Origin of the sequence: Rhodococcus sp. WY5, assembly GCF_018588185.1 — a bacterium.
In the GTDB taxonomy this organism is placed as follows: domain Bacteria; phylum Actinomycetota; class Actinomycetes; order Mycobacteriales; family Mycobacteriaceae; genus Rhodococcus_F; species Rhodococcus_F qingshengii.
The window spans coordinates 3,362,251-3,387,954 of record NZ_JAAMPR010000001.1 but is presented as its reverse complement, the minus strand read 5'-3'; the positions used below and the strand labels follow the sequence as shown (position 1 = coordinate 3,387,954).

Sequence of the window (25,704 nt, the reverse complement as noted above, 5' to 3'; positions counted from 1 at the left end):
TATGTCTGTTCACCTGACGAAGATCTACACCCGGACCGGCGACGACGGGACCACGGGCCTCAGCGATTTTTCCCGCGTGTCCAAGAACGATCCGCGTCTGATCGCCTACGCGGATTGCGACGAGACCAATGCAGCGATCGGTGTGGCCGTTGCCCTCGGCACTCCCCCGGAGAATCTCCTTGCAATGCTGCGCCAGATCCAGAACGACCTTTTCGACGCAGGGGCCGACTTGTCCACCCCCGTGGTCGAGAACCCGAAGTACCCGCCGCTACGAGTGACTCAGTCCTACATCGATCGACTCGAAGGATGGTGCGATGAGCTCAATGAGCAACTGGCACCGTTGAATTCGTTCATTCTGCCGGGCGGTACCGCCTTGGGAGCCCTGCTTCACGTAGCAAGAACCGTCTCGCGGCGTGCGGAGCGTGCGGCTTGGTCCGCCATCGATGCGAACCCGGAGGACACGAGCGCGCTCCCCGCGAAATACCTCAACAGATTGTCGGATCTGCTCTTCATCATGGGAAGAGTGGCAAATCCTGAAGGCGATGTGCTCTGGAAGCCCGGCGCCGGAGCTTGAGCGGGACCGGTCAGGCGGTGCGTCGCCTACGGGCGCGCCCGTCCGGCCGCGATTCCACCCAGGACAGGAACGCTGTCAATGCTCCACTGTCCAAAGCGATTTCGTAGGCGGACGAGCCGTCATTGACCTTGACCACGACGATGTCGTCGCTCATGATGTCGAATTCGGTACCCGAGGGAGAACGACGGCTCTCGACCTCGATACCTTGACGATCGATCCTGGAGTCCGGGCCCGGCCGCAGACTCGACAGTTTGAAAAAGACGAAGGTGCTTTCGCCGTAGCGAATGATTCCGTGACGCCACCCGCTGTCCCCCGGGGATGGCAGAACACGAAGCAGTGCAGCGGTACCGCCGCGACGCAGAACCAGCAGACGATACAGAAAAGCCGCGACGAGAACCGCGAGCAGCACAACCAGAATGATCAACACAGTCATTCCGAATGTCACTGTTCGTCGGCTCCCGTCGCGGCTTTACTCGAGTAACTTACGCGCGCTCGACGGCCCGGAGCTGACCCTTGGCGACCGCAATCGCTTCGAGGTCGCCCGAGTTCTCGGCCAAGACAGCCTTGGCTGCCTCGACGTCGATGTCCTGTGCCATGTCCGCGGACTCGGCAAGGATCGTCACCGTCGTCGCAGTGACGGAGAGGAATCCTCCGTGTACCGCAGCAACGATACGCTCGCCGTCGACCGAGGTGATCGACACGGTTCCGCCCTCGATCAGCTGGCCGAGGACCGGCTCATGCCCAGGCATGATTCCGATTTCACCCTCGGTGGTCTGAGCGCTGACCAGCGTCGCCGAACCAGACCACAAGCGCTGCTCGACGGCAACGAGTTCTACGGTCATCTCAGCCATCGTGGACTACTTCCCGGCCATCTTCTTGGCTGCAGCCTCGACGTCGTCGAGTCCACCGCAGCTGTTGAATGCCTGCTCGGGCAGGTGATCGAACTCGCCCTTGCAGACGCGGTCGAAGGCTTCGATCGTGTCGCGGAGCGGCACGACGGAGCCGGGCTCACCGGTGAACTTCTCGGCAACGATGAAGTTCTGGCCGAGGAACTTCTGGATACGACGGGCGCGGCCGACGAGGACCTTGTCCTCTTCCTGAAGCTCGTCCATACCGAGGATGGCGATGATGTCCTGCAGTTCCTTGTACTTCTGCAGGATGCGCTTGACCTCGTTGGCAACGCGGAAGTGCTCGGCACCGACGATGCCGGGCTCCAGGATGCGGGAGGTCGAGCTCAGCGGATCCACAGCGGGGTAGATACCCATCTGCGAAATCGGGCGCGAAAGCTCGGTGGTGGCATCGAGGTGCGCGAACGTCGTAGCCGGCGCGGGGTCGGTGTAGTCGTCGGCGGGCACGTAAATAGCCTGCAGCGAGGTGATCGAGCGACCACGGGTCGAGGTGATGCGCTCCTGGAGCTCACCCATCTCGTCCGCCAGCGTGGGCTGGTAGCCCACTGCCGAAGGCATACGGCCGAGGAGGGTGGAAACCTCGGAGCCTGCCTGCGTGAAGCGGAAGATGTTGTCGATGAACAGCAGAACGTCCTGGCCCTGAACGTCGCGGAAGTACTCCGCCATCGTCAGTGCGGACAGGGCGACGCGCATACGCGTTCCGGGCGGCTCGTCCATCTGGCCGAAGACAAGGGCGGTGTCCTGGAGGACGCCCATCTCTTCCATTTCCAGGTGGAGGTCGGTGCCCTCACGGGTACGCTCACCGACGCCTGCGAACACCGAGGTGCCCGAGAACTCGCGAGCGATACGCGTGATCATTTCCTGGATCAGAACGGTCTTGCCGACGCCGGCGCCACCGAACAGGCCGATCTTTCCACCCTTGACGTACGGGGTGAGGAGGTCGATGACCTTGATGCCGGTCTCGAGGATCTCGGTCTTACCTTCGAGCTGATCGAAGGCTGGTGGCTTGCGGTGGATTCCCCACTGCTCGCCGTCGCGGCCGAGGCCCGGGGTGTCGAGGCAATCGCCCAGTGCGTTGAACACGTGGCCCTTGACGACGTCACCGACGGGAACCGAGATCGGCTTGCCCGAGTCGGTCACTGCAGTGCCGCGGACGAGTCCGTCGGTGGGCTGCATGGAGACGGTGCGGACCAGGTTGTCACCGAGGTGCTGTGCAACCTCGAGCGTCAGCGTCTTGGCGACCGAGGGAAGCGTGATCTCGGCGTTCAGGGCGTTGAACAGTTCAGGAACAGCGCCACGCGGGAATTCAACGTCCACGACGGGACCGATGACCCGCACGACGCGGCCGGCTACGGCCGAAGCCGAACCTGCCCCGTTGTTTTCGGTTACTGCTGCGGTCATGTGCTAGTCACTTCCTGCGCTCGAGGCGAGCGCGTTGGCGCCGCCGACGATCTCGCTGATTTCCTGGGTGATCTGGGCCTGGCGAGCCTGGTTGGCCTGACGGCTCAACGTGTTCACCAGTTCGTTTGCGTTGTCCGTCGCGGCCTTCATGGCAGTACGACGGGCTGCCGACTCCGATGCCGCAGCATCGAGAAGCGACGAGAAGATACGAGTGCTGACGTACTTCGGGAGAAGAGCACCGAGAAGCTTCTCGGGCTCGGGCTCGAAGCTGAAGTCCGCGACGGGGCCATTGTCATGGTCGTCGTCGTGGCCGTTGGTCAGCATGTCGTCACCGAGTTCGATGCGCTCTTCCGACACGAAGACCTCGAGAGGAGCCATACGGCGAACCTCGGGAGTCTGCGTCAGCATCGACACGAAGCGGGTGTAGACGATATGGAGTTCGTCGACGCCCTCGATCGTGCCTTCACCGTTCGGAGCGGCAACCTGGTTACCCGAACCAGCCATGAACAGCTCCACCAGGTGGCGGCTGGCCTTCGCTGCATCCGAGTAACCCGGATCCTGCGAGAAGCCCGTCCACGCAGCACCGATGTCGCGGCCGCGGAACGTGTAGTAGCCGAGCCCCTTGGAACCGAGCACGTACACGACCGGCTCCTTGCCCTCGCTGCGGAGGAGAGCCATGAGCTCTTCTGCCTGCTTGAGGACGTTGGAGTTGTAGCCACCACACATGCCGCGGTCACTGGTGACAACGAGGACCGCTGCCCGCTTGGGCTCCGGACGCTCGTTGAGCAACGGGTGATCGAGCGAAGCAGACGCACTCGCCAATTCGGTGAGTACCTTCGTGATCTCCTCGGCATACGGCTTGGACGCGGCGACGCGAATCTGAGCCTTGGTGATACGCGAAGTCGCGATCAGTTCCTGTGCCTTGGTGATCTTCTTGGTCGAGTTGACCGACTTGATACGAGACCGCAATTCGAGAATGCTCGCCATCGATCAATCACTCTCCCTTCGGAATTCGCAGTGTCATGGGCGCGTACGTCACTTGCTGACGGTCTTGCGCTTGACGTTGATCTGCTCGTTCGCGACCTCGTCGGCGCCCAAAGCGTCAGCCTCGGCTTCGTTCACGACCCGGCTTCCGTCGGATGCGATGAAGCCTTCCTTGAACTTGTTCGTCGCGGCGATCAGCTCAGCAGCGTTGTCGGCATCGAGTGCCTTACCGCCGTTGATGCTGGAGTAGACGCCAGCAGCCGAGTGCTTGAGGTCTTCGAGCAGTTCCTTCTCGAAGCGACGGACGTCGCCGATCGGAACGCTGTCGAAGATGCCTTCGCCGGCCAGGTAGATCGAGACGATCTGGTCCTCGACGGGGATCGGGCTGTACTGATCCTGCTTGAGCAGCTCGACCAGACGGGCCCCGCGCTCGAGCTGAGCCTTGGAGGCAGCGTCGAGGTCGGATGCGAAAGCGGAGAACGCTTCGAGCTCACGGAACTGAGCCAGTTCCAGACGCAGCGAACCGGAAACCTTCTTCATACCCTTGGTCTGTGCAGCGCCACCGACGCGGGAGACCGAGATACCGACGTTGATCGCGGGGCGAACGCCCTTGTTGAACAGGTCGGACTCGAGGAACACCTGACCGTCGGTGATGGAGATGACGTTGGTCGGGATGTAAGCCGAGACGTCGTTCGCCTTGGTCTCGATGATCGGCAGAGCCGTCAGCGAGCCACCGCCGAGTGCGTCGGACAGCTTCGCCGAACGCTCCAGCAGACGGGAGTGCAAGTAGAAGACGTCACCGGGGTAAGCCTCGCGTCCCGGCGGGCGACGCAGCAGCAGCGAGATGGCGCGGTACGCTTCTGCCTGCTTGGTCAGGTCGTCGAACACGACCAGAACGTGCTTGCCCTGGTACATCCAGTGCTGGCCGATGGCCGAGCCGGTGTACGGTGCGAGCCACTTGAAGCCTGCGGAATCAGAGGCCGGAGCAGCAACGATGGTGGTGTACTCCATCGCGCCCTTCTCCTCGAGGGCAGCCTTGACGCCCGCGATGGTGGAACCCTTCTGACCGATGGCAACGTAGATGCAGCGCACCTGCTTGTTGACATCGCCGGAATCCCAGTTGGCCTTCTGGTTCAGGATGGCGTCGATGCAGACCGCGGTCTTGCCGGTCTTGCGGTCGCCGATGATGAGCTGGCGCTGGCCGCGGCCGATCGGGGTCATGGCGTCGATAGCCTTGATACCGGTCTGGAGCGGCTCTTCGACCGGCTGGCGCTCGAGCACCGAAGCGGCCTGGAGCTCGAGTGCACGGTTCTCGGTGCTCTCGATCTCGCCGAGGCCGTCGATGGGCGCACCCAGCGGGTCGATGACGCGGCCGAGGAAAGCATCGCCGACGGGAACCGACAGAACGTCGCCCGTGCGCTTTACTTCCTGGCCTTCTTGAATGTTCTGGTAATCGCCAAGGATGACGGCACCGATTTCGGTGGCATCCAGGTTGAGCGCGACGCCGACGATTCCACCGGGGAACTCCAACAGCTCGTTGGACATAGCCGAAGGCAGGCCAGAGACGTGCGCAATGCCGTCACTGGTGTCGGTCACTGTGCCGACCTCCTCACGGGAGGCCTCCGGGGAGTAGCTCGCGGTGTAGTTGTCGATCGCGCTACGGATCTCGTCGGAGGAGATCGTCAGCTCCGCCATGTTTTTCCTGCTCTCGGTGTCTGGTCTTCGAAAAGATCTGGAGTATGTGTTCGGCTGAAGGACTACTTGAGGTTCTTCCGCAGTGCTGCGAGTCGACCCGCTGCGCTGCCGTCGATAACCTCGTCGCCCACCCGGACGACCAAGCCGCTGAGGAGTTCTGGATCAACCTCGACGTGTACTGCTACCGGCTTCCCGTAGGTGCGGGTAAGAGTGCTGGCCAAGCGATCCGACTGCTCCGAGCTCAACGCCGAGGCGCTGCGAACGTGAGCAACGGTGGTATCGCGCTGCGCTGCGGCAAGATTCGACAGCTGATCGAAAGTGTCTGCGGGTGCAGACTTCAACCGGCCGACGGCCTGTCCGGCGAGTGCCTCGGTGACCGCAGTGACCTTGCCGTAGAGCAAGCGGGAGAGGAACTCACGCTTGCGGGCTGCGGGAACCGACAGATCCGAGAGCGTCTGCTCCAGGCTGGGATCCCCTGCCACGATGCGACCGAGACGGAAGAGCTCGTCCTCAACGGTGTCCAACTGGCTCTGATCGGCTGCGGCGCGGAGCAGAGCTTCGCGTCCGAGCAGTTCGAGCGAGTTGACCAAGTCGCGGGCCGCAGACCAGTCCTGGCCTGCAGCTGCCTTCACGGTGGCGAGCGCCTCGGCGCCGACCTTTCCGGAGAACAACTGCTCTGCCAAAGCCTGGCGACCAGCGGCCGGTGCCGAAGCGTCAGCCAGCGCGCTGCGAAGAGCGCGCTGGCCGTCGAGTACCTCGACCACCGAGAAGAGCTCGGACCCAGCCTGAGCAGAAGCAGCAGTTGCGGCTCCTGCAGAGACGGCGCCCAGGGCACTGCTCAGCGCAGAACGAGTCTGCGCCAAGGCTTCACGGCTCGCTGCGTACATGTTGCTCACTTCCTGGCTGAATCAGCGCTGACGGTGTCGAGCTCGTTGAGGAAACGATCAACCGTTCCGGCGCGCTTCACGTCGTCGGCGAGGGACTCCCCGATGACCTTCTCGGCCAGGTCTACAGCGGTCTTGCCGAGATCCGAGCGGAGCTCAGCGACAATCTGCTGACGCTGGGCGACGAGCTGGCTGTGGCCTGCGGCCACGATGCGGTCGCTCTCGTCCTGCGCCTGAACCTTCATGTCAGCGATGATCTGCTGACCCTGGGTACGCGCTTCCTCACGGATCTGCGCTGCCTCGGTACGAGCTTCGGCGAGCTGCGCGCGGTACTGCTCGAGCGCTGCTGCTGCCTCCGCCTGTGCGTCTTCGGCTTTCTTGATGCCGCCCTCGATCTGCTCGGTGCGTTCGGCCAAGACCTTCTGGAACTTCGGAAGAACGAGCTTCCAGAAGACGAAACCAACTACTACGAGCGCGACCGCGGACCACACGATGTCGTATGTCTCGGGGATGAGGGGATTGTGTTCAGTCGTCCCCTCCGCCGCGAGAATTGCGATGGTGGCTGCCATGTCGGTCTTAGAAGATGAAGCCGGCGACGAGGCCGATCAGCGCGAGGGCCTCGGTGAATGCAATACCGAGGAACATGGTGGTACGAACCTGGCCGGCCATCTCGGGCTGGCGGACCATGCCTTCGATTGCCTTGCCCACAACGATGCCCACGCCGATGCCGGGGCCGATTGCTGCGAGGCCGTAGCCGATGGCTCCGTAGCCGCGCGACTTGGTCTCGACAACTTCCTGAGCGAGGTAAGCGATGCTCATGGTGTTCCATTCCCTTTCTGTTGACCTCCGCCGGATTCGGCAAGAGGCTCAGTTCTTGGTGTAGCTGGTGAGGAGGTAAAAGGTCAGTGCTCGTCGGCGTGGAGCGCCAGATCGATGTACACCGCGGTCAGCAGCGCGAACACGTAAGCCTGCAGGAAGATGACCAGCAGCTCGAAGAACGTGAATGCGATACCGGCAATGATCGACGGAACACCGAAGATCGCCTGGAATCCGCCGGACACGAAGAAGAAGTAGTTCGTCGCGCTGAAGAACAGCACCAGCAGGATGTGGCCGGCCAACATGTTGGCCATGAGACGAACCATCAGCGTGAACGGGCGCAGGATGAAGGTCGAGATGAACTCGATGGGCACCAACAGGAAGTGCAGGGGCAGCGGGACGCCGGGAACGACGATGCTGCTCTTGACGTACTTGAAGAAGCCGTACTTCTTGATTCCCACGTAGTTGAACACGATGTAGGCGAGCGCTGCGAGTACCAGCGGCATACCGATTCGTGCGTTCGGCGAGATGTTCAGGAAGGGAATGACGCTGGCCAGGTTGCTGGCGACCACGATGAAGAAGATCGTCGTGATGACCGGCAGGAAGCGCTTGCCCTGTTCCTTGCCCAGGATCTCCTCGGCGATGTTGATACGAACGAAGTCGAGCGCGAGCTCAGCTGCGTTCTGCAGTCCACGGGGAACCAGTCGAGGGCTGCGCATTGCGATCACGAAGAAGGCTGCGACCAGCACCGACATCAGCAGACGAATCAGCATCAGACGGTCGAGCTCGAAGGGGCCCGCGTGAATCAACACGGAGGGCGGGAAAAAATCGTCTAGTGACGGCGCATGGAATTCATCCGCGGCCAGGGTGGTGACGCTCAGCGTTCTCTCCCGTAGTCGGTCCGCAGCCATCATTGACTGCGGTTCGATCGGACATTGACGATCTACAAGTCGACAAGTTCGACTCGCGCATTCGTCAGCAGCTGGAGAACCCTAGAGGGGCCTGGCGTCTGTCGGTGTCGGCGACTCTCGTCGACTCAGTGGTCAGAATTTCGACCACCTGCGAGCACATGGCATCGTCGGCTGAGTGTTACTCGGCCCACCATTGCTCTCGCTTGAACCGAACCTTATCAAGTCATCTACGACATTGTGTAGATGGGGTACCTGGAAGTCCGATTAGTTACCTCTTGTAGTACTACTCGTCGTCGTCGACGTTGCTGCTGGGAGCGGGATCGACGTACGGAGTTTTGGTTCCCAGGACGCCGTAAGTCTCCGCACCGAGCACCACGACCAGCGACATGATGATGACCAGGACGAGGGCGGTCTTGTTGTAGAAATCCATGTCCGAGAGGACAAAGAGAACCACCATCGCGAGAATCATCTTCAGCAGCCAGGTACCGAGCAGAACGGCACCGGCCGTGAGCGCAGGCAGCTTCGCTGTGAGCAGCACGCCCAACGCCGTGAACAAGATGAACCCGCCGCCGACGGCTGCGCCGATCAGAGCGCCGTAGACGCCTTCCTTACCGGCGAAGAGCCCGCCCAGGAGCGCGCCGACCACGGCCAGCGCGATCAGCCCCATCACACCCCACTTCACGGCCGACTTCATGGCGGCGGTCGAATCAGGGATGGGTTGCGAGGCAGGTACAGGCTGCGGCGTGTTCGTCACGATGCCCAAGGGTAATGGATCGGAAAACTTGGCTAGCGACGCTGCTGCTTGCGATCGATCAGCGAAGGCACCGCAGTGAAGAACAACGCAAGAACCAAACCGGCCGCGACGAGTACAACAACCAGCCGACGATTGAGCAGCGAGGATCCGACGGCACCGAACGCCAGGACGCTGACCCACAGGTAGATGACCAGCACAACTCGTCGGTGCGTGTGTCCGATCTGCAAGAGGCGATGATGCAGGTGCATCTTGTCCGGACTGAACGGACTGACGCCCGCTTTCGTCCGGCGGATCACGGCCAGGAGCATGTCCAGCATCGGGATGAACATCACAGCCCCGACCAGCAACAACGGCGCGAGGAGGCCGACGAGGTCGCGGGTTCCGTAAGCAGCGAGCGGAATACGACCGGATGCACTGGTGGAGATCGCGGCCAGCATGAGACCGATCAACATCGACCCGGAATCGCCCATGAAAATGCGCGCTGGATTGAAGTTGTGTGGAAGAAAACCGAGACAAGCGCCTGCCAAGGCCGCCGCGATCATCGCCGGCGGGTAGACACTCGCGTCGCCGCCCTGATCGTGGAGAAGACCGATCGAGAAGATGAGGATGGCGAGCGCCGCGATCAGCCCCAACCCGGCGGCCAATCCGTCGAGACCGTCGACAAAATTCATGGCGTTGATGGTCGCGACGGCAACAGCAACGGTGAACAGTCCGGATTGAATCTGATCGAGGATGATGGTGGACCCACCGTCACCGCCGAACGGGTTGTAGATGATGAACCAGCTGACGCCCATCACCACGAGAACGCCGGCAGCAGTCACCTGACCGACAAATTTGGTGAGGGCGTCGAGGCCCCACCTGTCGTCGATCACACCCACGAGGACGATGACGGCGCCAGCTACGAGCGCAGCGTGTACGTCAGGACTGCCGAAGCCGAAACCTCTTGTGAGCGCGGGTAATTGCTGCGCGAACAGCAGACCGACAGCCATGCCGACATACATTCCGACGCCACCGAGGCGCGGAATCGGCTCGACGTGAACGTCCCGATCACGAGGAATCGCGACAGCGCCGAACCTCAGCGCCAACAACCGGACTGCGCCAGTCGCCAGGTAGGTCACCACCGCCGCCGTACACAGCACGAGCAAAAGTTCACGGATGGGAACACCCGCTCCCCCGCCACCCTGTGCCAGATACGTGGTCGCCTCGTAGGAAGTGATCACTGCTCGAGATCACCCGTCTGGCGGGCATAGGCAGGCTTTGCCCGGACCAGTTCGCGAACGCCGTCGGCAACTGCTGCCAACTCGGCCTCTCCTGACGTGGTGGCGGGGTCCGCGACAACTGCGCGCGCGATCAACTCCCCCACCACGCTCATGTCGGAGCGGTTGAAACCCTGGGTCGTGACGGCCGCGGATCCGACGCGGATTCCGGACGTGACGGCGGGCGACTGCGGATCGAACGGAATCGCGTTCTTGTTGAGCGTGATCGAAGCCAGTCCGCACCTACGCTCGGCGTCGACTCCGGTGACACCGCTTGCGCGCAGGTCGAGAAGCGCCAGATGTGTGTCGGTTCCACCGGACACGGTGCGCAGGCCGCGAGCTTCCAACGACTGCGCGAGTGCCGATGCGTTGGCAACCACTTCCTGTGCATACCAACGATATTCCGGCGTCGACGCTTCCTTGAAGGCAACCGCCTTCGCAGCGATCGCATGCATCATCGGGCCGCCTTGAATGAAGGGGAACACCGCGCGATCTACAGCCGAGGCATGCTCGCTGCGGCACAGGATCATTCCGCCGCGCGGGCCTCTGAGGACTTTGTGCGTCGTCGCGGAGACGACGTCGGCGTACGGAACGCACGAAGGTATCGCCCGGCCTGCCACCAGTCCGATGAAGTGGGCGGCGTCGACCCACAGGATCGCACCGACCTCGTCTGCGATCGAGCGGAAGGCTGCGAAGTCGATGGTGCGGGAGTACGCGGTCGCGCCGGCGACGATGATTTTCGGCTTGTGCGCCAGAGCCAGGGTGCGAACCTCGTCGTAGTCGATCAATTCGGTGGCCGAATCGACGTGATAGGGAACGGTGGTGAACCACTGCCCAGAAAAGCTGACGCGAGACCCGTGAGTCAGATGCCCACCGTGCGGCAGACTCATCGCCAATACGGTGTCGCCGGGCTTGGCGAATGCGGCGTACACCGCGAGATTCGCAGTGGCCCCCGAATGCGGTTGGACGTTGACGTGCTCGGCGCCGAACAGCGCCTTTGCCCGATCGATCGCCAGATTCTCGGCTACGTCGACGTACTCGCACCCGCCGTAGTAACGCCGACCCGGATAGCCCTCGGCGTACTTGTTGCTCAGGGTCGAACCCAAGGCAGCCAGTACGGCAGGGCTGGTGAAGTTCTCGCTCGCGATGAGTTGAAGTCCGTCGCGCTGACGCTCGAGTTCGGCCAGCGCAACAGCCGCGATCTCGGGGTCTGCCGTGGCAAGCTCACCGAAATCCGGTCCCCAATACGTGGATTCCCCCGCGCGCTCGCCGCCGGCGCCGACCATCGTTACGAAACTCCCTCTACGAGACTTTCCGGACTGGTGCCCAATACCTCGGCGATGGATTCTGCCGAGACGGCACCCACTCGCAAGATACGCGGTGAATTGCCGGTCAGGTCGACGATCGTGGAAGCAACGGCGTGTTCGGCCTTGCCCCCGTCGAGATACACGCTGGCAGATCCGCCGAGCTGATCTCGGGCTTCCTCGACGGTAGTTGCCGGCGGACGCCCCGAAATGTTGGCGCTCGAGACGGCAAGCGGTCCGACATCGCGCAACAGTTCGAGGGCAACCGGATGCAAGGGCATGCGGAGCATGACGGTTCCGCGGGTATCACCGAGGTCCCAGGCAAGTGAAGGCGCCTGCTCGACGACCAGGCTCAGTCCGCCGGGCCAGAATGCGCGGATCAGATCCCGTGCCTGCGGGCGCACGCTGTAGACGAGCCCGTCGATGGTGTTCCACGATCCGACCAGAACCGGGACGGGCATGTCTCGCCCGCGTCCCTTGGCGCGCAACAGACTCGTGACAGCTTCGCTGTCGAACGCGTCGGCGGCGAGTCCGTAAAGGGTGTCGGTAGGGAGAACTACGAGTCGGCCGGCCTTGAGCGCGTTCTTCGCGGCGGCCAAGCCTGCGGTTCGGGAATCTGTCTGACTGCAGTCGTACACGGTGCTCACTCAGCCATCCTTTCACTCTGCGCTTCGGGCGTTCGATTCCGCTGTGCTTCGACGTCGGTGGCGACACGTCTGGCGACGACGAATCGCGGACGACCGGCAAGATCTGGATGCTGCGCGACCTCGCCGAATACCCGGCGCGCCGAGAACAGCGCAGCGACGCCGTCCCCGTTGGTGTCGTCGTGCTCGATGCCTGCCGCGCCGCCGATTCGAAGCCACCGTGCGATGTTGCTGATCATGGGTTTGATGACGGACAGACCGTCGGTACCGCCGAACAGTGCGGTGTGTGGGTCGTAATCCATGACCTCAGGCTGCAATTGCGCGCCTTCGGGGATGTACGGCGGATTGGACACGACCAGATCGACGCCGCCCTCGAGCCCTGGCAACAGGTTCCGATCGGTGACATCACCCTGATGCAGATGGATCGGTGTATCACCGGCGGCCTCGCGGTCGGCAGCATTACGACGCGCCCACGCCAGCGCGGCGGGCTCCTTCTCCACGGCGTGAACGACGGCGTCCGGACGGGCCTCGGCGATGGACAGCGCGAGTACACCCGATCCCGTGCACAGGTCCAGAACTACCGGCGGCTTGCTTCCGCAACCTTCGAGGAACGAGAGTGCCCAACCCATGAGCAGTTCAGTTTCCGGCCGCGGAATGAAGACACCCGGCCCGACAGCGACGTCGATGTTGCCCATCGACGCGACTCCGATGATGTGCTGCAACGGAATCCGCTTCACCCGTTGGGCAACCAACTCGTCGAAGGCCGCGATGACCTCGGGATCGACCAACGGAATCAGTCCGAGACGCGTGCGTTCGACCCCGAGCAGGTGGGATGCCAACAACTCGGCGTCGGTGCGTGGGCTGGGCACACCTGCGGCGTCGAGCTGTTTTGCAGCTTCGATCAGCGCCAAACGAAGTGGAAGTCGACTCACGGGTACAGCCTGCCACGCTCGACCGACACGCGGTTCACCGAGTTCCCGGCGGGATGGAGGTCAGTCATGGTCTGCATCTACTCGGCCGCGAGACGCGCCTCTCGGTCCGCCTTGCCCAATGCATCGAGAAGTGCGTCGAGCTCACCGTCGAGCACCGCGTCGAGGTTGTGCGACTTGAATCCGATGCGGTGATCGGTGATGCGGTTCTCGGGGAAGTTGTAGGTGCGGATGCGCTCCGAACGGTCCACCGTCCGAACCTGACTCTGGCGACCTGCCGACGCTTCAGCGTCCGCGGCTTCCTCGGCGACTACCTGCAAACGGGCTGCAAGGACCTGCATGGCGCGCGCCTTGTTCTGGAGCTGCGAACGCTCGTTCTGGCAGGTGACGACGATGCCGGTCGGAAGGTGCGTGATTCGGACAGCAGAGTCGGTCGTGTTGACGCCCTGACCGCCCTTGCCGGACGAACGGTAGACGTCGATACGCAGGTCACTTTCGTCGATCTGGACCTGCTCGACCTCTTCGGGCTCCGGGTAGACCAGAACGCCGGCAGCCGAAGTGTGAACGCGCCCCTGGGATTCGGTGACGGGCACTCGTTGGACGCGGTGAACGCCGCCCTCGAACTTCAGCCGCGCCCACACTCCGTCTGGGGTGTCCGACTTGCTCTTGATCGACAGCGTGGCTTCCTTGTATCCGCCGAGGTCGGAGACCGTCGCGTCGAGAATCTCGACGCGCCAGCCATGCCGTTCCGCGTAGCGGACGTACATGCGGGCCAGGTCCGAGGCGAAGAGCGCGGATTCTTCGCCGCCCTCACCGGACTTCACTTCGAGGACGATGTCGTCGCCGTCATGCGGATCACGCGGCGCCAACTGATCGGTAAGCGTCTGCTCGAGCTGCGCGACCTCGGCTTCGAGATCGGGGATCTCGGCGGCGAAGCTGGAATCGTCGGCGGCTAGTTCGCGCGCGGCTTCCAGATCGTCCTGCGCAGCGGTGAGCTTGTTGTACGTCGACATGATCGGCGAGAGCTCGGAGAACCGTTTACCGACGCGCCTGGCAGCGGCAGGGTCGTTGTGCAGCGCCGGATCGGACATCTGTGCTTCGAGACCGGCGTGCTCCGCCAAGATGTCGTCGATGGCCGAGGGCTGGGTTGCGCCTGCCATGGTTCGCTCCGCTCTGAGTTTCGATTCCTACGGTGCGCGCTTGAAGGTATTTCGACGCCGGGACCCGGGAAACGCGCAAACCGAGTGCAGGCACAAAAAAGCCGACGCCCGATCTGCGCATGGCAGATCGGGCGTCGGCGGAACAGCTAGGACTCGGTGGCCGGGACCTTGCTGTCTGCGCGCTTGCCGTAGCGAGCCTCGAAGCGAGCGACGCGTCCACCGGTGTCGAGAATCTTCTGCTTGCCCGTGTAGAACGGGTGGCACTGCGAGCAAACCTCGACGTTGATGCGTCCGGACTCCTTGGTGCTGTGGGTCTCGAACGTGTTACCGCAACCGCAGACGACGGTGGTCGCTACGTAGGTTGGGTGGATTCCTGCCTTCATGGTGTCCCTTTCAATGGTCGCCGGGTCGACGTCGCCAATCGACATCGTGAACCGGAACCGGACTCGGCCGTTCAGTATGCCAGATGCGGTACCTCACCGGATAATCCGCGTCTCGCACGCCTCGGGGTGGCTGTACGAAGTTGTCAACGCACTGCCCCTCGGTTTTGTTCCGCCCACGCAAAAGGCCCACAACCAGCTGGTTGTGGGCCTTTGACGTCGAGTCGATCAGTCGTCGATCGCACCCGGTGCGGTCTTGGAGACCTGCATCAGGAACTCGAGGTTGTTCTTGCTCTTCTTCAGTCGATCGATCAGCAGATCGATGGCCTGATGCGAGTCCAGACCGGACAGGACGCGGCGGAGCTTGTGCAGCACCGCAGCTTCGTCCGGGCTCAGGAGCAACTCGTCCTTACGCGTGCTGGACGGGTTGACGTCCACGGCCGGGAACACGCGGCGTTCGGCGATCTTGCGATCGAGCTTGAGCTCGGCGTTGCCGGTGCCCTTGAACTCTTCGAAGATCACGGTGTCGCCGGTGGATCCGGTCTCGACCATTGCGGTAGCGATGATGGTGAGCGATCCACCGTTCTCGATGTTGCGGGCAGCACCGAGGAAACGCTTCGGCGGGTAGAGCGCCGTCGAGTCGACACCACCGGAGAGGATGCGTCCCGACGCCGGCGAGGAGTTGTTGTACGCACGACCCAGACGCGTGATGGAGTCGAGCAGTACGACGACGTCCTTACCCATCTCGACCAGGCGCTTCGCACGCTCGATTGCCAGCTCGGCAACTGCGGTGTGATCTCCCGGCGGGCGGTCGAAGGTGGAGGAAATGACCTCACCCTTCACGCTGCGCTGCATGTCGGTCACTTCCTCGGGGCGCTCGTCCACGAGGATGACCATCAGATAGCACTCAGGATTGTTGGTGGCGACCGCATTCGCGATCGCCTGCAACACGCTGGTCTTACCGGCCTTGGGCGGGCTGACGATGAGGGCACGCTGGCCCTTACCGATGGGCATCACCAGGTCGATGACACGCGTCGTGAGAATGTGCTGCTCGGTCTCGAGGCGCAGACGCTGGTTCGGGTACAGCGGCGTGAGCTTGTTGAACTCGGGGCGCTTCTTCGCGGCCTCGACGTCGCCGCCGTTGACCGTGTCGATGCGAACCAGCGGGTTGAACTTCTGGCGCTGGCTGCCCTGCTCACCGTCACGCGAGACGCGGACGGCACCGGTGATGGCGTCGCCACGGCGAAGGCCGTTCTTGCGGATCAGGTTCATGGAGACGTAGACGTCGTTGGGACCGGCGAGGTACCCGGACGTACGCACGAAGGCGTAATTGTCGAGGACGTCGAGGATGCCGGCGACCGGCTGAAGGACGTCGTCCTCACGAATCTCGGTCTCGCGTGAATCGTTGGGTGCGCCACCCTCACCGCGATCGCGACCACGGCCACGGCGCTCGCGGAAACGGCGTCCGCGGCGTCCGCGTCCACCCTCTTCGTCGTCGTCCGGCCCGTTGTTGCGGTTGTCTGTGCGAGGACCGGCGTTGTTCTGGCCGGCGTTGTTCTGATTGCCGCGGTCCTGGCGGTCCTGGTTGCCCCGGTTGCCCTGGTTCTCGCGCTGGCCTTGGTTGTCCCGCTGGCCCTGGTTGTCCCGCTGGCCCTGGTTGTCCCGCTGGCCCTGGTTGTCCCGGTTTCGCTCGCGGCGGGGACGCTCGTTGCCCTGCTCGGCGGGAGCCTGATCAGCGTCGGACTTGCCCTCGGTGCGCGCAGGACGCTCGGCCGGAGCCTCGGCCTTGGCGGTCTCGGCGACCTTCGAAGAATCGGCGGCCTTCGCGGTGTCCGCGTCGGACTTCGCCGAAGGCGCTTCCTGCTCGATGCTCAGTTCGCCCTGGTCGGGTGAACCTGCACGACGAGCGGCGCCACGACGCTGACGTCCGCGACGGGGTGCGCTCTGATCGGAATCCTCGGCGGATTCCGTACGCGCAGGCGCGGCCTCGGCAGGAGCCGACTCGGCTGCCGGAGCTGTTTCGGCTGCGGGGGTTTCGGTGCGTGCGGCGCGAGTGCTCTTGGCACGAGTGCGCGCAACGGGTGCGTCGTCGAGAGTGAGTTCACTCTGTGCGGGTGCAGCCTTCGCGCTGCCGCCCTGGCGCTCCTTGATGGCTGCGATCAGGTCACCCTTGCGCATGCCGGAAGTGCCTTTGATGCCCAGTTCACCCGCAAGAGTGCGGAGTTCGGTGAGCACCATGCCGGAGAGTCCGGCACCACGGCGCGTTTCGGCACGCTTCGTGGAGGTCGCCACCGCACCGTTCGATGCTGAAGATGACGCCTGAGAATTGTCGCCTGATTCCGACCCGGCGGGTGCAGAAGTGGCGATGAGGTCCGTATCGGTCACGGAGGTCCTTTCCTTCCCTCACTCGCACTGCGCAAAGTCGAGGGTTCGTCCCGCAGTTCGATTGAATACCGAACTCGGTGGTGCCGTACGTGGTTGCTGTCCAGAACTGCCGGCTTGTCCGCCGTCACATGATTGTCGGAAACTCTCGCCTCAAACTTTTCATGCGCTCGCAAACCTGCCCAACGCGCCTTCGTCGACGATTCACTCCCCCGTGTGTTGAACCCCAGAGTGATGGAACCTCTGAGTGTTCGATCCGCGGAGGATTCAAACCTTCGGAGAAGGTACAAGCGTGAGGATCATGCCTGCGAGAATCATGCCAAGGACTGTGGACCCCGATTGGGAAGGAGTTTTGCCCCCTGGTGATGCACCGGCGACTGACGCGCACGATGTACGGACATAGCCCAGGATAGCGCCCAAACCTGAGTCCGGCAAGAATTTGGACGACTGGGTGTGTCAGTTCACTACCGATCGGTAGTGGGCGATCACCTGGACCAAGGCAGGGATCAGACCGTCGTCGTGGATACTTCGACGCCGTCGGCGATGTCCAATTCGAGCACACGTAGTCCGTCTGCCCGCGCCGCTTCCGCGAGTTCGACGGGGAAAGGTTCTGTGCTGAGCGCCAACACGGTGGGGCCGGCTCCCGAAACGGTCGCAGCGATACCCGCCTCGCGCAGGATCCCGATCCATCGCGTCGTGAGCGGAAGCGCGGGCGCGCGCTGCGCCTGATGCAGGCGATCCTCGGTGGCCGCCATCAACAGATCGGGCCGAGCAGTGAGCGCAACGACGGCGAGCGCGCTGCGGCTCGCGTTGAACGAGGCATCCTGGTGCGGAACCAATTCGGGCAGGAGCCCGCGAGTGTGTGCGGTGGACGACCGCTCCTCGGGAACCAGTGCCACAGCACGGATGTCGGGATGGACGTCGAGTTTGGCCGCGGAGTAGATCGGCTCGTCGCCTTCGACGGCCGGTGGGCAACTCCACGAGACGACTGCGCCACCGAGAACACTGGCAGACGCGTTGTCCGGGTGACCTTCGAACTCTGACGAGAGTTGAACCAACTGCTCTTCCGTCAAGCCGATCTCGGCATCGAGCGCGCGCGCCAGACCGTTGGCTGCTGCCAATCCGCCGACAGCCGCGGAAGCCGAGGATCCCAACCCGCGCGAATGCGGAATCGCGTTGCGGCACAACACGTCCAGGCCACTGGCCCACACTCCGGCCGCTTCGAGACCACGCTCGATGGCGCGGACCACGAGATGCGAAGGACCCCAGGGCACGTCGGCAGCGCCTTCACCTTCGACGCGAATCTGAAGGCCTGAATCCGTTGTGGTGACCACGATTTCGTCGTACAACCCCAACGCCAGACCGAGGGTGTCGAACCCCGGCCCCAAGTTCGCACTCGAGGCCGGGACGCGAGCAGTCACCGAAAGGCCGATAGGCAGGGTTATAGTCATGTCAGACACCGGATTCCGCGGAGTGGTCGATGAATCCACGGACACTATGCAAGCTCGAGGGCAGCCGCGACGGCAACGGGATCGACACCGATCGGCTCGACGTTCGGCATACCCTTCAAAGCCGTGTCAGGATCCTTGAGACCGTTACCGGTCACCGTGCACACGACGGTCAGGCCCGGCTCGAGCCAGCCCTCTGCACGTGCGGCGAGCAGGCCGGCGACGCTGGCTGCCGACGCCGGTTCGACGAAGACGCCCTCGGTGGCGGCGATCAGACGGTAAGCCTCGAGGATCTTCTCGTCGGTGGCGGCACGGAATGCACCGTTCGACTCTTCCTTCGCGGCGACAGCGCCGTTCCAGGACGCGGGAGAACCGATTCGGATTGCGGTGGCGATGGTTTCGGGATCCTTGACGGGTGCACCGTTGACCAGCGGAGCCGCTCCGGCTGCCTGGACACCGAGCATGCGGGGCTTGACCGTGGTCAGACCGTCCGCGTAGTACTCGGAGTATCCGCGCCAGTACGCGGTGATGTTACCGGCGTTTCCGACCGGGAGTGCGTGCACGTCGGGAGCCTTGCCGAGGACGTCCATGATCTCGAATGCCGCGGTCTTCTGGCCTTCGATGCGCACCGGGTTGACCGAGTTGACGAGACCGATGGTGGGGAACTCGGCCGTGGTCTTGCGTGCCAGCTCGAGGCAGTCGTCGAAGTTGCCCTGGACCTGAATGATCTTGGCGCCGTGCATGACTGCCTGCGCAAGCTTGCCCATGGCGATCTTGCCCTGCGGGATGAGCACGGCGCAGGTCATGCCGGCCTTGGCTGCATACGCAGCGGCCGAGGCGGAGGTGTTGCCGGTGGACGCGCACAGAACTGCACGCTGGCCACGGGCCAAGGCGTCGGTGACGGCCATCGTCATGCCGCGGTCCTTGAAGGAACCGGTGGGGTTGAGACCCTCGACCTTGAGGTAGACGTCGCAGCCGGTGATCTCGGAGAGGTGGCCGGCCGGCAGGAGCGGGGTGCCGCCTTCGCGCAGGGTGACGGTCTTCCAGTTGTCACCGATCGCGAGACGGTCCCGGTATGCCTCGATGAGACCCGGCCATGCCTTGTGGACGGGGTTGACGATGCCGGTCATTGTTCAGTGCCTTCCAGTCGCAGCACGCTGGTCACAGCGGTGACGAATTCGAGTTCGTTGAGGGCCGCCACGGTCTCGGAGAGAGCCGCGTCGGTTGCTACATGAGTGACGACCACCAGACGCGCGCCGGCGCCGGCGCCCTCCTGGCGGACGACGGAGATGCTCACGCCGTGCTTGGCGAACTCGGCGGCGACTGCGGAAAGCACACCTTCCTTGTCCGCGACCTCCATGTTCACGTAGTAGCGCGTGAGGATGTCGCCCATCGGGGCGACCTTGAGCTTGGCGTACTTGGACTCGCGGGGGCCGCGGCCGCCGTGAACCTTGTTGCGCGCAGCCATCACCAGGTCACCCATCACCGCGGAAGCGGTGGGGGCGCCGCCTGCGCCCTGGCCGTAGAACATGAGCCGGCCGGCGTTCTCTGCTTCCACGACAACGGCGTTGAACGCGCCGTTGACCGAGGCCAGCGGATGGCTGAGCGGAACCAGCGCCGGGTACACGCGAGCGGAAATCCGCTCCTTGCCCTTGGGCGTGACGATGCGCTCGCAGATCGAGAGCAACTTGATCGTGCAGTCGAGTGCCTTCGCCGACGCCAGGTCGGCGGAGGTGATCGTGGAGATTCCTTCGCGGTACACGTCCGCGGCAGTGACGCGGGTGTGGAACGCGATCGACGCGAGGATCGCTGCCTTCGCCGCGGCGTCGTAGCCTTCGACGTCCGCGGTCGGGTCGGCTTCCGCGTATCCGAGGCGTCCGGCTTCGGCCAAGGTCTCTTCGTAGTCGGCGCCGGTCTCGTCCATCGCCGAAAGGATGAAGTTGGTGGTGCCGTTCACGATTCCGGCGACCTTGTTGACACGGTCTCCGGCCAACGACTGTGTGAGCGGGCGGATCACGGGGATCGCGCCGGCAACAGCGGCCTCGAAGTACAGGTCGACAGAGTTGGCCTCTGCAGCCTCCGCCAATTCACCGGTGTGGTCCGCGAGCAGCGCCTTGTTGGCGGTCACGACCGACTTACCGGAGTTGAGGGAAGAGAGAATCAGCTTGCGAGGGAGCTCGATTCCGCCGATCACCTCGACCACGATGTCGACGTCGTCACGACCGACCAGGGACTCGGCGTCCGTCGTCTGCAGTTCCTCGGGAATTCCGCGGTCCGAGCCGATACGGCGGACGGCAACCCCCCGCAGTTCCAACGGGGCGCCGACGCGAGCTTCGAGTTCCTCGGCCTGCTCACGAATGATCCGGACGACCTCGCTCCCGACGTTGCCGAGGCCGAGAACGGCCACACCGATAGCGCGATGCGCCGATTCGCTCGTCACTGCGATACCTCCAAGCTGAGCAGATCTTCCACTGTTTCCCTCCGCAGAATCACGCGTGAGACTCCGTCACGCACCGCCACCACGGCTGGGCGGGTGAGCAGGTTGTACCTGCTCGACATCGAATAGCAGTATGCACCGGTCGCTGCTACCGCTAGTAAATCACCGGGCCCGACGTCCTCGGGCATCCAGGTGTCCCGAATGACCACGTCACCGGACTCGCAGTGCTTACCGACGATACGTGCAACGACGGGATCAGCCTCGGAAGTTCGCGAAACCAACTTGGCTTCGTACTCCGCACCGTAGAGGGACGTGCGGATGTTGTCGCTCATCCCGCCGTCGACGCTGATGTAGCGGCGTGTCAGCGAGCTACCCACCGTGACGTCCTTGATGGTGCCGACCTCGTAGAGCGTCACCGTGCCAGGTCCGGCGATGGCGCGGCCGGGTTCGACGGCAAGCGTCGGCTCCGGCAATCCGGCCAGTGCGGACTCGTTGCGCACGATGTGGCCGAGCTTTGCTGCCAGTTCGTCGACGGGCGGCGGGTCGTCGGAGGGGATATACGAGATCCCCATGCCGCCGCCGAGGTCGATGATCGAAATCTGCTTGGTCTTCTCGACTCCGAACTCGGTGACGACGTCGCGGAGCAAACCGATCACGCGGTGCGCTGCCACCTCGAAACCGTCGACGTCGAAGATCTGCGAACCGATGTGGCTGTGCAGGCCGACCAGGCGCAAGTTGTCGGCAGCGAAGACGCGACGGACCGCGTCGATCGCCGCTCCCCCGGCCAGCGAGAAACCGAACTTCTGGTCCTCGTGTGCGGTGGAGATGAATTCGTGAGTATGCGCTTCGACGCCGACGGTCAGTCGGATCAACACGTCCTGAACGACACCGGCCTCACCGGCGACACGATCGAGTCGGTCGATCTCGATCGACGAGTCGAGCACGACGTGTCCGACGCCCGCGGCGACACCAGCGGCCAGTTCGGCGACTGACTTGTTGTTGCCGTGCATGGCAATTCGCTCGGCCGGGAAGTCCGCGTGCAACGCGATCGCCAGTTCGCCGCCGGAGCAGACGTCGAGCGAGAGGCCTTCGTCGGCGACCCAGCGTGCGATCTCGCCACAGAGGAATGCCTTGGATGCGTAGTGCACCTTGGCATCCGGGCCGAAGGCGCGGGCCATGTCACGGCAGCGTGAACGGAAGTCGTCCTCGTCGATGACGAACAACGGAGTGCCGTACTTCTCGGCAAGTTCACCGACCTTGACACCCGCGAGGGTCACTTCACCGTCGTCGCCGCGAGAAGCGTTGCGCGGCCACACCTGCGGTGAGAGTTCGCCGAAGGCTTCGGGGCTGGTCGGACGGTCGGGCAAGCCGGGGGCCTGCAACTGCTCGGCATGCTTGGGGCCGGCGGGGTGCGCGTTCACATTTGCTCCGGTGCGGTGACGCCGAGCAGTTCGAGACCGTTGGCCAGGACCTGTCGGGTGGCGGCGCAGAGAGCCAGACGCGCGCGGTGCACGTCGGTGGCGTCGTCGTCGCCTTGCGGAAGGATGCGGCACGCGCCGTAGAAGCGGTGGTACGCACCCGCGAGTTCTTCGAGGTAGCGGGCAATACGGTGCGGCTCACGCAGATTCGCAGCGCTCGACACGACGCGTGGGTACTCGCCGATCGTGCGGATGAGGTCACCCTCCTGCTCGACGGTGAGCAGGGCGAGGTTGCTCGCGTCGGCGGACAGACCGAGGTCTGCGGCGTTGCGAGCGATCGCCGAGAGGCGTGCGTGCGCGTACTGCACGTAGTAGACGGGGTTCTCGCTGCTGGTCTTGGTCCACAGGTCGAGGTCGATGTCGATGCTCGAGTCGACCGACGAGCGGATCATGACGTAACGCGAGGCGTCGACGCCGATTGCCTCGACCAGGTCGTCGAGGGTGATGACGGTGCCTGCACGCTTGCTCATCTTGACGGCAGTGCCGTCCTTGACGAGGTTGACCATCTGGCCGATCAGCACCTCGACGGTGTCCGGATCGTCGCCGAATGCGGCAGCGGCAGCCTTGAGACGGCCGATGTAACCGTGATGGTCGGCGCCGAGCATGTAGATACAGAGGTCGAACCCACGTGCGCGCTTGTTCTGGAAGTAGGCGATGTCACCGGCGATGTAGGCGGCGTTGCCATCGCTCTTGATGACGACGCGGTCCTTGTCGTCGCCGTAGTCGGTGCTCTTGAGCCACCACGCACCGTCTTCGTGGAAGAGGTTGCCCGAACCCTTGAGGGATTCGACGGCCTTCTCGACCGCACCGGATTCGAAGAGCGAGTTCTCGTGGAAGTAGACGTCGAAGTCGACGCCGAAGTCGTGCAGGGTCTGCTTGATGTGCGTGAACATCAATTCGACGCCGATGGCGCGGAAGGTTTCCTGCTGCTCGTCGGCAGGCAGATCCATGACGTCGGGACGCTGCTTCAGAACCGAGGCGGCGATGTCGGCGATGTATGCACCGGCGTAACCGTCTTCGGGAGCAGGTTCACCCTTCGCTGCAGCGATCAGCGAACGCGAGAAGCGGTCGATCTGGGCACCGTGATCGTTGAAGTAGTACTCACGTGTTACCAAACCACCCTGCGCGGACAGAATGCGTCCGAGCGCGTCTCCGACTGCGGCCCAACGGGTTCCACCGAGGTGAATCGGTCCGGTGGGGTTGGCGGAGACGAATTCGAGGTTGATCTTCTTGCCGGCGAGGGAGTCACCCGAGCCGTACGACGCACCGGCTTCGAGAACCGACACGACGATCGCGCCCTGGGCGTCCTTGTCCAACCGAATGTTGAGGAAGCCGGGCCCGGCGATCTCGGCGGATTCGATTCCGTCGGCAGCGGTGAGGGCTTCGGCGATCCAGCCCGCCAGCTCGCGGGGATTCGTGCCGACCTTCTTGGCTACCTGCATGGCAATGTTGGTGGCGTAATCGCCGTGCTCGGGGTTGCGTGGTCGCTCGACGGTGAGGGTTTCGGGTAGCACGGATACGTCGAGGCCACGATCGGCAAGGACGCTCGCTGCGGTTCCGCGGAGCAGTTCGGCAAGGTCAGCTGGAGTCACAGGTATTCATCCTATTGCCTGCACACCGGAAGTGGAGACTCGCCTCACGCCTCGCTCTCCGTGAACGTGCGCGGGGCCGCTGTGGCGTGTCGCACGCCACTCTCAAAGTTTGCCCTCAGACTCGGAAAGTACAGTGGTAATGCCCGAGCTACCACCGCGTACCTTCATGCGCGGGCGCGCCACACCTCAAGCCCACACACCGAAAGAGCCCAATCGATGCCAAGCGGTTCCGATAGTCGCGGTCCCAACAAGAACTCCGGGGCCAAATCAGCCAAGGCCATCAAGGCCGCCAACAAGAACAGTCGGCCGGCCAAGAAGGGCAAGGGCGGCGTCCCCGCTCCCCGCCAGATCCCCTGGCTGTCGATCGGCGCCGGTGTGGCTGTGCTCGCACTCATCGCCGTGCTCGGTATCAATCTGTGGCCCAAGGTCGAGGAGCGGCAGGCCCTCGAGCCGTACAAGTACAGCTCCGAGAACAAGGATCCGTCCGACAAGATCGACGGCGTCCTCAAGATCGAGTACCCGGCCGGCCAGCACGTCGATTCCACTCAGCGCGTGGCGTACGACCAGACCCCGCCGTTCGGTGGCCCGCACGACGCCACCTGGGCTAACTGCACCGGAACCGTGTACGCCGACCCGATTCGCACCGAGAACGCCGTCCACTCGCTCGAGCACGGCGCCATCTGGATCACGTACAACCCCGATCTCGTCGACCAGGACCAGATCGACAGTCTCGCCGGACGCGTGAACGGCAAGTCCTACATGCTGATGTCGCCGTACCCCGGTCAGAGCAGCCCCATTTCTCTGCAGTCGTGGGGCCATCGCCTCGAGATCGACAAGGCCGACGACGATCGCATCGATCAGTTCATCACTGCGCTGAACCAGAACCCGAACGTCTATCCCGAGGTCGGCGCGAGCTGCACCAACCCGCTGTTCACTCCGTCGACGTCGCCGTTCGATCCGACACCTCCGGGCGCCGACGCCATCCAGATGGACGGCACGGGCGCTACCCCGGCCACCGACGAACAGATTCCCGCCGGTGGATAGTTCGACGAACACCGATCAGTCTTCGAAGCCGAGTCAGCGCACCGCACTGCTGATCATCGGTCTGATCGGCGCGATCGCCGTCGGTTTTGCGCTCGGCGCACTGACCAACCTCCTCGGACCCGATGCGAAGTCGTCACTGACCGTTCCGGCTTCGGATTCGGTGGACGTGGGCTTCGCGCAGGACATGAGCGTGCATCACAGCCAGGCCGTCGACATGGCGTCCATCGCCCTGACGAAGTCCACGGACAACGACGTACGCACGCTGGCGTTCGACATCTTGACCACGCAGCAGAACCAGCTCGGTCAGATGCAGGCGTGGCTGACCATGTGGGATCAGCCGCTGTCCAAGGTGGGCCCGTACATGGAGTGGATGTCGTCGGATTCGGGCTCCGGCCATGGATCGCACGGGACTTCGGCCACGATGGACATGAGTCATTCCGGGCCGGTCGACACCATGCCCGGCATGGCGTCCCCCGAGGACCTTGCGGCTCTCCGCGCAGCGGAAGGTCTGCAACTCGACACCTTGTTCCTGCAGCTGATGCTTCGTCACCACGAAGGTGGGCTTCCGATGATGGAGTACGCAGCAGCCGACGCCACCGAGGGGCCGGTGCGCAGCCTGGCGCAGACGATGGTCAACACGCAGCAGAGCGAGTCCAAGCTGATGACCGACATGTTGGCAGCTCGCGGCGCAGTGCCACTGCCCATGAACTGAGCAGAACTGAA

The 25,704-nt window shown here is 63.6% G+C and carries 25 protein-coding genes; 3 read left to right on the top strand and 22 right to left on the bottom strand.

Annotation, left to right across the window (positions count from 1 at the left end; all coding sequences use genetic code 11):
* Window position 1 precedes the first annotated feature (1 nt).
* Complete coding sequence (locus G4D79_RS15870; protein ID WP_099698505.1) at window positions 2-574, top strand: cob(I)yrinic acid a,c-diamide adenosyltransferase; 573 nt, start codon at window positions 2-4, stop codon at window positions 572-574.
* A 10-nt stretch (window positions 575-584) separates the two neighbouring features.
* Here the strand turns inward: G4D79_RS15870 and G4D79_RS15865 are convergent, their stop codons facing one another.
* From G4D79_RS15865 to argS, 22 genes are all read right to left on the bottom strand, one after another.
* Window positions 585-1,007: a DUF2550 domain-containing protein gene (locus G4D79_RS15865; RefSeq protein WP_029255703.1), complete on the bottom strand. Its 423-nt coding sequence runs from the start codon at window positions 1,005-1,007 to the stop codon at window positions 585-587.
* A 49-nt stretch (window positions 1,008-1,056) separates the two neighbouring features.
* Window positions 1,057-1,425, bottom strand: a complete 369-nt coding sequence (locus tag G4D79_RS15860; RefSeq protein ID WP_003941287.1) for a F0F1 ATP synthase subunit epsilon — start codon at window positions 1,423-1,425, stop codon at window positions 1,057-1,059.
* Between the two features lie 6 nt (window positions 1,426-1,431).
* Entirely contained in the window at window positions 1,432-2,883 is a 1,452-nt protein-coding gene (atpD, locus tag G4D79_RS15855) for a F0F1 ATP synthase subunit beta (RefSeq protein WP_003941349.1), read from the bottom strand.
* Between the two features lie 3 nt (window positions 2,884-2,886).
* Window positions 2,887-3,870, bottom strand: a complete 984-nt coding sequence (locus tag G4D79_RS15850) for a F0F1 ATP synthase subunit gamma (protein ID WP_003941320.1) — start codon at window positions 3,868-3,870, stop codon at window positions 2,887-2,889.
* A gap of 48 nt (window positions 3,871-3,918) precedes the next feature.
* Entirely contained in the window at window positions 3,919-5,562 is a 1,644-nt protein-coding gene (atpA, locus tag G4D79_RS15845) for a F0F1 ATP synthase subunit alpha (protein WP_007726218.1), read from the bottom strand.
* 62 nt (window positions 5,563-5,624) lie between these two features.
* Window positions 5,625-6,449 carry a F0F1 ATP synthase subunit delta gene (locus tag G4D79_RS15840; RefSeq protein ID WP_003941304.1) on the bottom strand — a complete coding sequence of 275 codons (825 nt, stop codon included), beginning with the start codon at window positions 6,447-6,449 and terminating at the stop codon, window positions 5,625-5,627.
* Window positions 6,450-6,454: 5 nt separating this feature from the next.
* Window positions 6,455-7,015: a F0F1 ATP synthase subunit B gene (locus G4D79_RS15835; RefSeq protein WP_003941337.1), complete on the bottom strand. Its 561-nt coding sequence runs from the start codon at window positions 7,013-7,015 to the stop codon at window positions 6,455-6,457.
* A 7-nt stretch (window positions 7,016-7,022) separates the two neighbouring features.
* On the bottom strand, window positions 7,023-7,265 hold the full coding sequence (locus tag G4D79_RS15830; RefSeq protein WP_003941327.1) for an ATP synthase F0 subunit C: 243 nt from the start codon (window positions 7,263-7,265) through the stop codon (window positions 7,023-7,025).
* 83 nt (window positions 7,266-7,348) lie between these two features.
* Window positions 7,349-8,176 (bottom strand): F0F1 ATP synthase subunit A, encoded by an 828-nt coding sequence (gene atpB / locus G4D79_RS15825; RefSeq protein ID WP_003941403.1) that lies wholly within the window; start codon window positions 8,174-8,176, stop codon window positions 7,349-7,351.
* A gap of 280 nt (window positions 8,177-8,456) precedes the next feature.
* Complete coding sequence (locus G4D79_RS15820; RefSeq protein WP_030537336.1) at window positions 8,457-8,927, bottom strand: glycine zipper family protein; 471 nt, start codon at window positions 8,925-8,927, stop codon at window positions 8,457-8,459.
* A gap of 32 nt (window positions 8,928-8,959) precedes the next feature.
* Window positions 8,960-10,147 carry a glycosyltransferase family 4 protein gene (locus G4D79_RS15815; RefSeq protein ID WP_099698504.1) on the bottom strand — a complete coding sequence of 396 codons (1,188 nt, stop codon included), beginning with the start codon at window positions 10,145-10,147 and terminating at the stop codon, window positions 8,960-8,962.
* Window positions 10,144-11,469, bottom strand: a complete 1,326-nt coding sequence (glyA, locus tag G4D79_RS15810) for a serine hydroxymethyltransferase (protein WP_030537334.1) — start codon at window positions 11,467-11,469, stop codon at window positions 10,144-10,146. Before glyA ends, G4D79_RS15815 begins: the two co-directional genes overlap by 4 nt.
* A 2-nt stretch (window positions 11,470-11,471) precedes the next feature.
* Window positions 11,472-12,134, bottom strand: coding sequence for an L-threonylcarbamoyladenylate synthase (locus G4D79_RS15805; RefSeq protein WP_003941345.1), 663 nt, complete (start codon window positions 12,132-12,134; stop codon window positions 11,472-11,474).
* A complete protein-coding gene (gene prmC / locus G4D79_RS15800; RefSeq protein ID WP_030537333.1) occupies window positions 12,131-13,063 on the bottom strand; it encodes a peptide chain release factor N(5)-glutamine methyltransferase in 933 nt (310 codons plus the stop codon). The genes G4D79_RS15805 and prmC overlap by 4 nt, the downstream gene beginning before the upstream one ends.
* A 77-nt stretch (window positions 13,064-13,140) precedes the next feature.
* Window positions 13,141-14,220 (bottom strand): peptide chain release factor 1, encoded by a 1,080-nt coding sequence (prfA, locus tag G4D79_RS15795; protein ID WP_003941341.1) that lies wholly within the window; start codon window positions 14,218-14,220, stop codon window positions 13,141-13,143.
* Window positions 14,221-14,366: 146 nt separating this feature from the next.
* Window positions 14,367-14,603, bottom strand: coding sequence for a 50S ribosomal protein L31 (gene rpmE / locus G4D79_RS15790; protein ID WP_003941310.1), 237 nt, complete (start codon window positions 14,601-14,603; stop codon window positions 14,367-14,369).
* 225 nt (window positions 14,604-14,828) lie between these two features.
* On the bottom strand, window positions 14,829-16,985 hold the full coding sequence (gene rho / locus G4D79_RS15785) for a transcription termination factor Rho (RefSeq protein ID WP_099698503.1): 2,157 nt from the start codon (window positions 16,983-16,985) through the stop codon (window positions 14,829-14,831).
* Between the two features lie 503 nt (window positions 16,986-17,488).
* The gene (gene thrB, locus G4D79_RS15780) at window positions 17,489-18,433 is read right to left on the bottom strand and encodes a homoserine kinase (RefSeq protein WP_007726194.1); all 945 of its coding nucleotides are present in this window, start codon (window positions 18,431-18,433) and stop codon (window positions 17,489-17,491) included.
* A 44-nt stretch (window positions 18,434-18,477) separates the two neighbouring features.
* A complete protein-coding gene (gene thrC / locus G4D79_RS15775; RefSeq protein WP_003941280.1) occupies window positions 18,478-19,560 on the bottom strand; it encodes a threonine synthase in 1,083 nt (360 codons plus the stop codon).
* The gene (locus G4D79_RS15770; protein ID WP_007726192.1) at window positions 19,557-20,870 is read right to left on the bottom strand and encodes a homoserine dehydrogenase; all 1,314 of its coding nucleotides are present in this window, start codon (window positions 20,868-20,870) and stop codon (window positions 19,557-19,559) included. The genes thrC and G4D79_RS15770 overlap by 4 nt, the downstream gene beginning before the upstream one ends.
* Window positions 20,867-22,288: a diaminopimelate decarboxylase gene (gene lysA / locus G4D79_RS15765; protein WP_003941384.1), complete on the bottom strand. Its 1,422-nt coding sequence runs from the start codon at window positions 22,286-22,288 to the stop codon at window positions 20,867-20,869. The genes G4D79_RS15770 and lysA overlap by 4 nt, the downstream gene beginning before the upstream one ends.
* Window positions 22,285-23,937 (bottom strand): arginine--tRNA ligase, encoded by a 1,653-nt coding sequence (gene argS, locus G4D79_RS15760; protein WP_099698502.1) that lies wholly within the window; start codon window positions 23,935-23,937, stop codon window positions 22,285-22,287. Before argS ends, lysA begins: the two co-directional genes overlap by 4 nt.
* Window positions 23,938-24,153: 216 nt before the next feature.
* Here argS and G4D79_RS15755 point away from each other — a divergent pair, with 216 nt between their 5' ends.
* Window positions 24,154-24,981 carry a DUF3105 domain-containing protein gene (locus G4D79_RS15755; protein WP_003941378.1) on the top strand — a complete coding sequence of 276 codons (828 nt, stop codon included), beginning with the start codon at window positions 24,154-24,156 and terminating at the stop codon, window positions 24,979-24,981.
* The gene (locus G4D79_RS15750; RefSeq protein ID WP_030537330.1) at window positions 24,974-25,693 is read left to right on the top strand and encodes a DUF305 domain-containing protein; all 720 of its coding nucleotides are present in this window, start codon (window positions 24,974-24,976) and stop codon (window positions 25,691-25,693) included. Before G4D79_RS15755 ends, G4D79_RS15750 begins: the two co-directional genes overlap by 8 nt.
* The last annotated feature ends 11 nt before the right edge of the window (window positions 25,694-25,704 follow it).

What these genes read in the sequence shown, in the direction of transcription:
- atpD (WP_003941349.1), bottom strand. Translation starts at nt 2,883, where the DNA reads ATGACCGCAGCAGTAACCGAAAACAACGGGGCAGGTTCGGCTTCGGCC.
- G4D79_RS15830 (WP_003941327.1), bottom strand. Translation starts at nt 7,265, where the DNA reads ATGAGCATCGCTTACCTCGCTCAGGAAGTTGTCGAGACCAAGTCGCGC.
- G4D79_RS15860 (WP_003941287.1), bottom strand. Translation starts at nt 1,425, where the DNA reads ATGGCTGAGATGACCGTAGAACTCGTTGCCGTCGAGCAGCGCTTGTGG.
- glyA (WP_030537334.1), bottom strand. Translation starts at nt 11,469, where the DNA reads ATGGTCGGCGCCGGCGGCGAGCGCGCGGGGGAATCCACGTATTGGGGA.
- prfA (WP_003941341.1), bottom strand. Translation starts at nt 14,220, where the DNA reads ATGGCAGGCGCAACCCAGCCCTCGGCCATCGACGACATCTTGGCGGAG.
- G4D79_RS15835 (WP_003941337.1), bottom strand. Translation starts at nt 7,015, where the DNA reads ATGGCAGCCACCATCGCAATTCTCGCGGCGGAGGGGACGACTGAACAC.
- atpA (WP_007726218.1), bottom strand. Translation starts at nt 5,562, where the DNA reads ATGGCGGAGCTGACGATCTCCTCCGACGAGATCCGTAGCGCGATCGAC.
- atpB (WP_003941403.1), bottom strand. Translation starts at nt 8,176, where the DNA reads ATGATGGCTGCGGACCGACTACGGGAGAGAACGCTGAGCGTCACCACC.
- G4D79_RS15840 (WP_003941304.1), bottom strand. Translation starts at nt 6,449, where the DNA reads ATGTACGCAGCGAGCCGTGAAGCCTTGGCGCAGACTCGTTCTGCGCTG.
- thrC (WP_003941280.1), bottom strand. Translation starts at nt 19,560, where the DNA reads ATGACCGGCATCGTCAACCCCGTCCACAAGGCATGGCCGGGTCTCATC.
- rpmE (WP_003941310.1), bottom strand. Translation starts at nt 14,603, where the DNA reads ATGAAGGCAGGAATCCACCCAACCTACGTAGCGACCACCGTCGTCTGC.
- G4D79_RS15755 (WP_003941378.1), top strand. Translation starts at nt 24,154, where the DNA reads ATGCCAAGCGGTTCCGATAGTCGCGGTCCCAACAAGAACTCCGGGGCC.
- thrB (WP_007726194.1), bottom strand. Translation starts at nt 18,433, where the DNA reads ATGACTATAACCCTGCCTATCGGCCTTTCGGTGACTGCTCGCGTCCCG.
- G4D79_RS15865 (WP_029255703.1), bottom strand. Translation starts at nt 1,007, where the DNA reads ATGACTGTGTTGATCATTCTGGTTGTGCTGCTCGCGGTTCTCGTCGCG.
- G4D79_RS15870 (WP_099698505.1), top strand. Translation starts at nt 2, where the DNA reads ATGTCTGTTCACCTGACGAAGATCTACACCCGGACCGGCGACGACGGG.
- G4D79_RS15850 (WP_003941320.1), bottom strand. Translation starts at nt 3,870, where the DNA reads ATGGCGAGCATTCTCGAATTGCGGTCTCGTATCAAGTCGGTCAACTCG.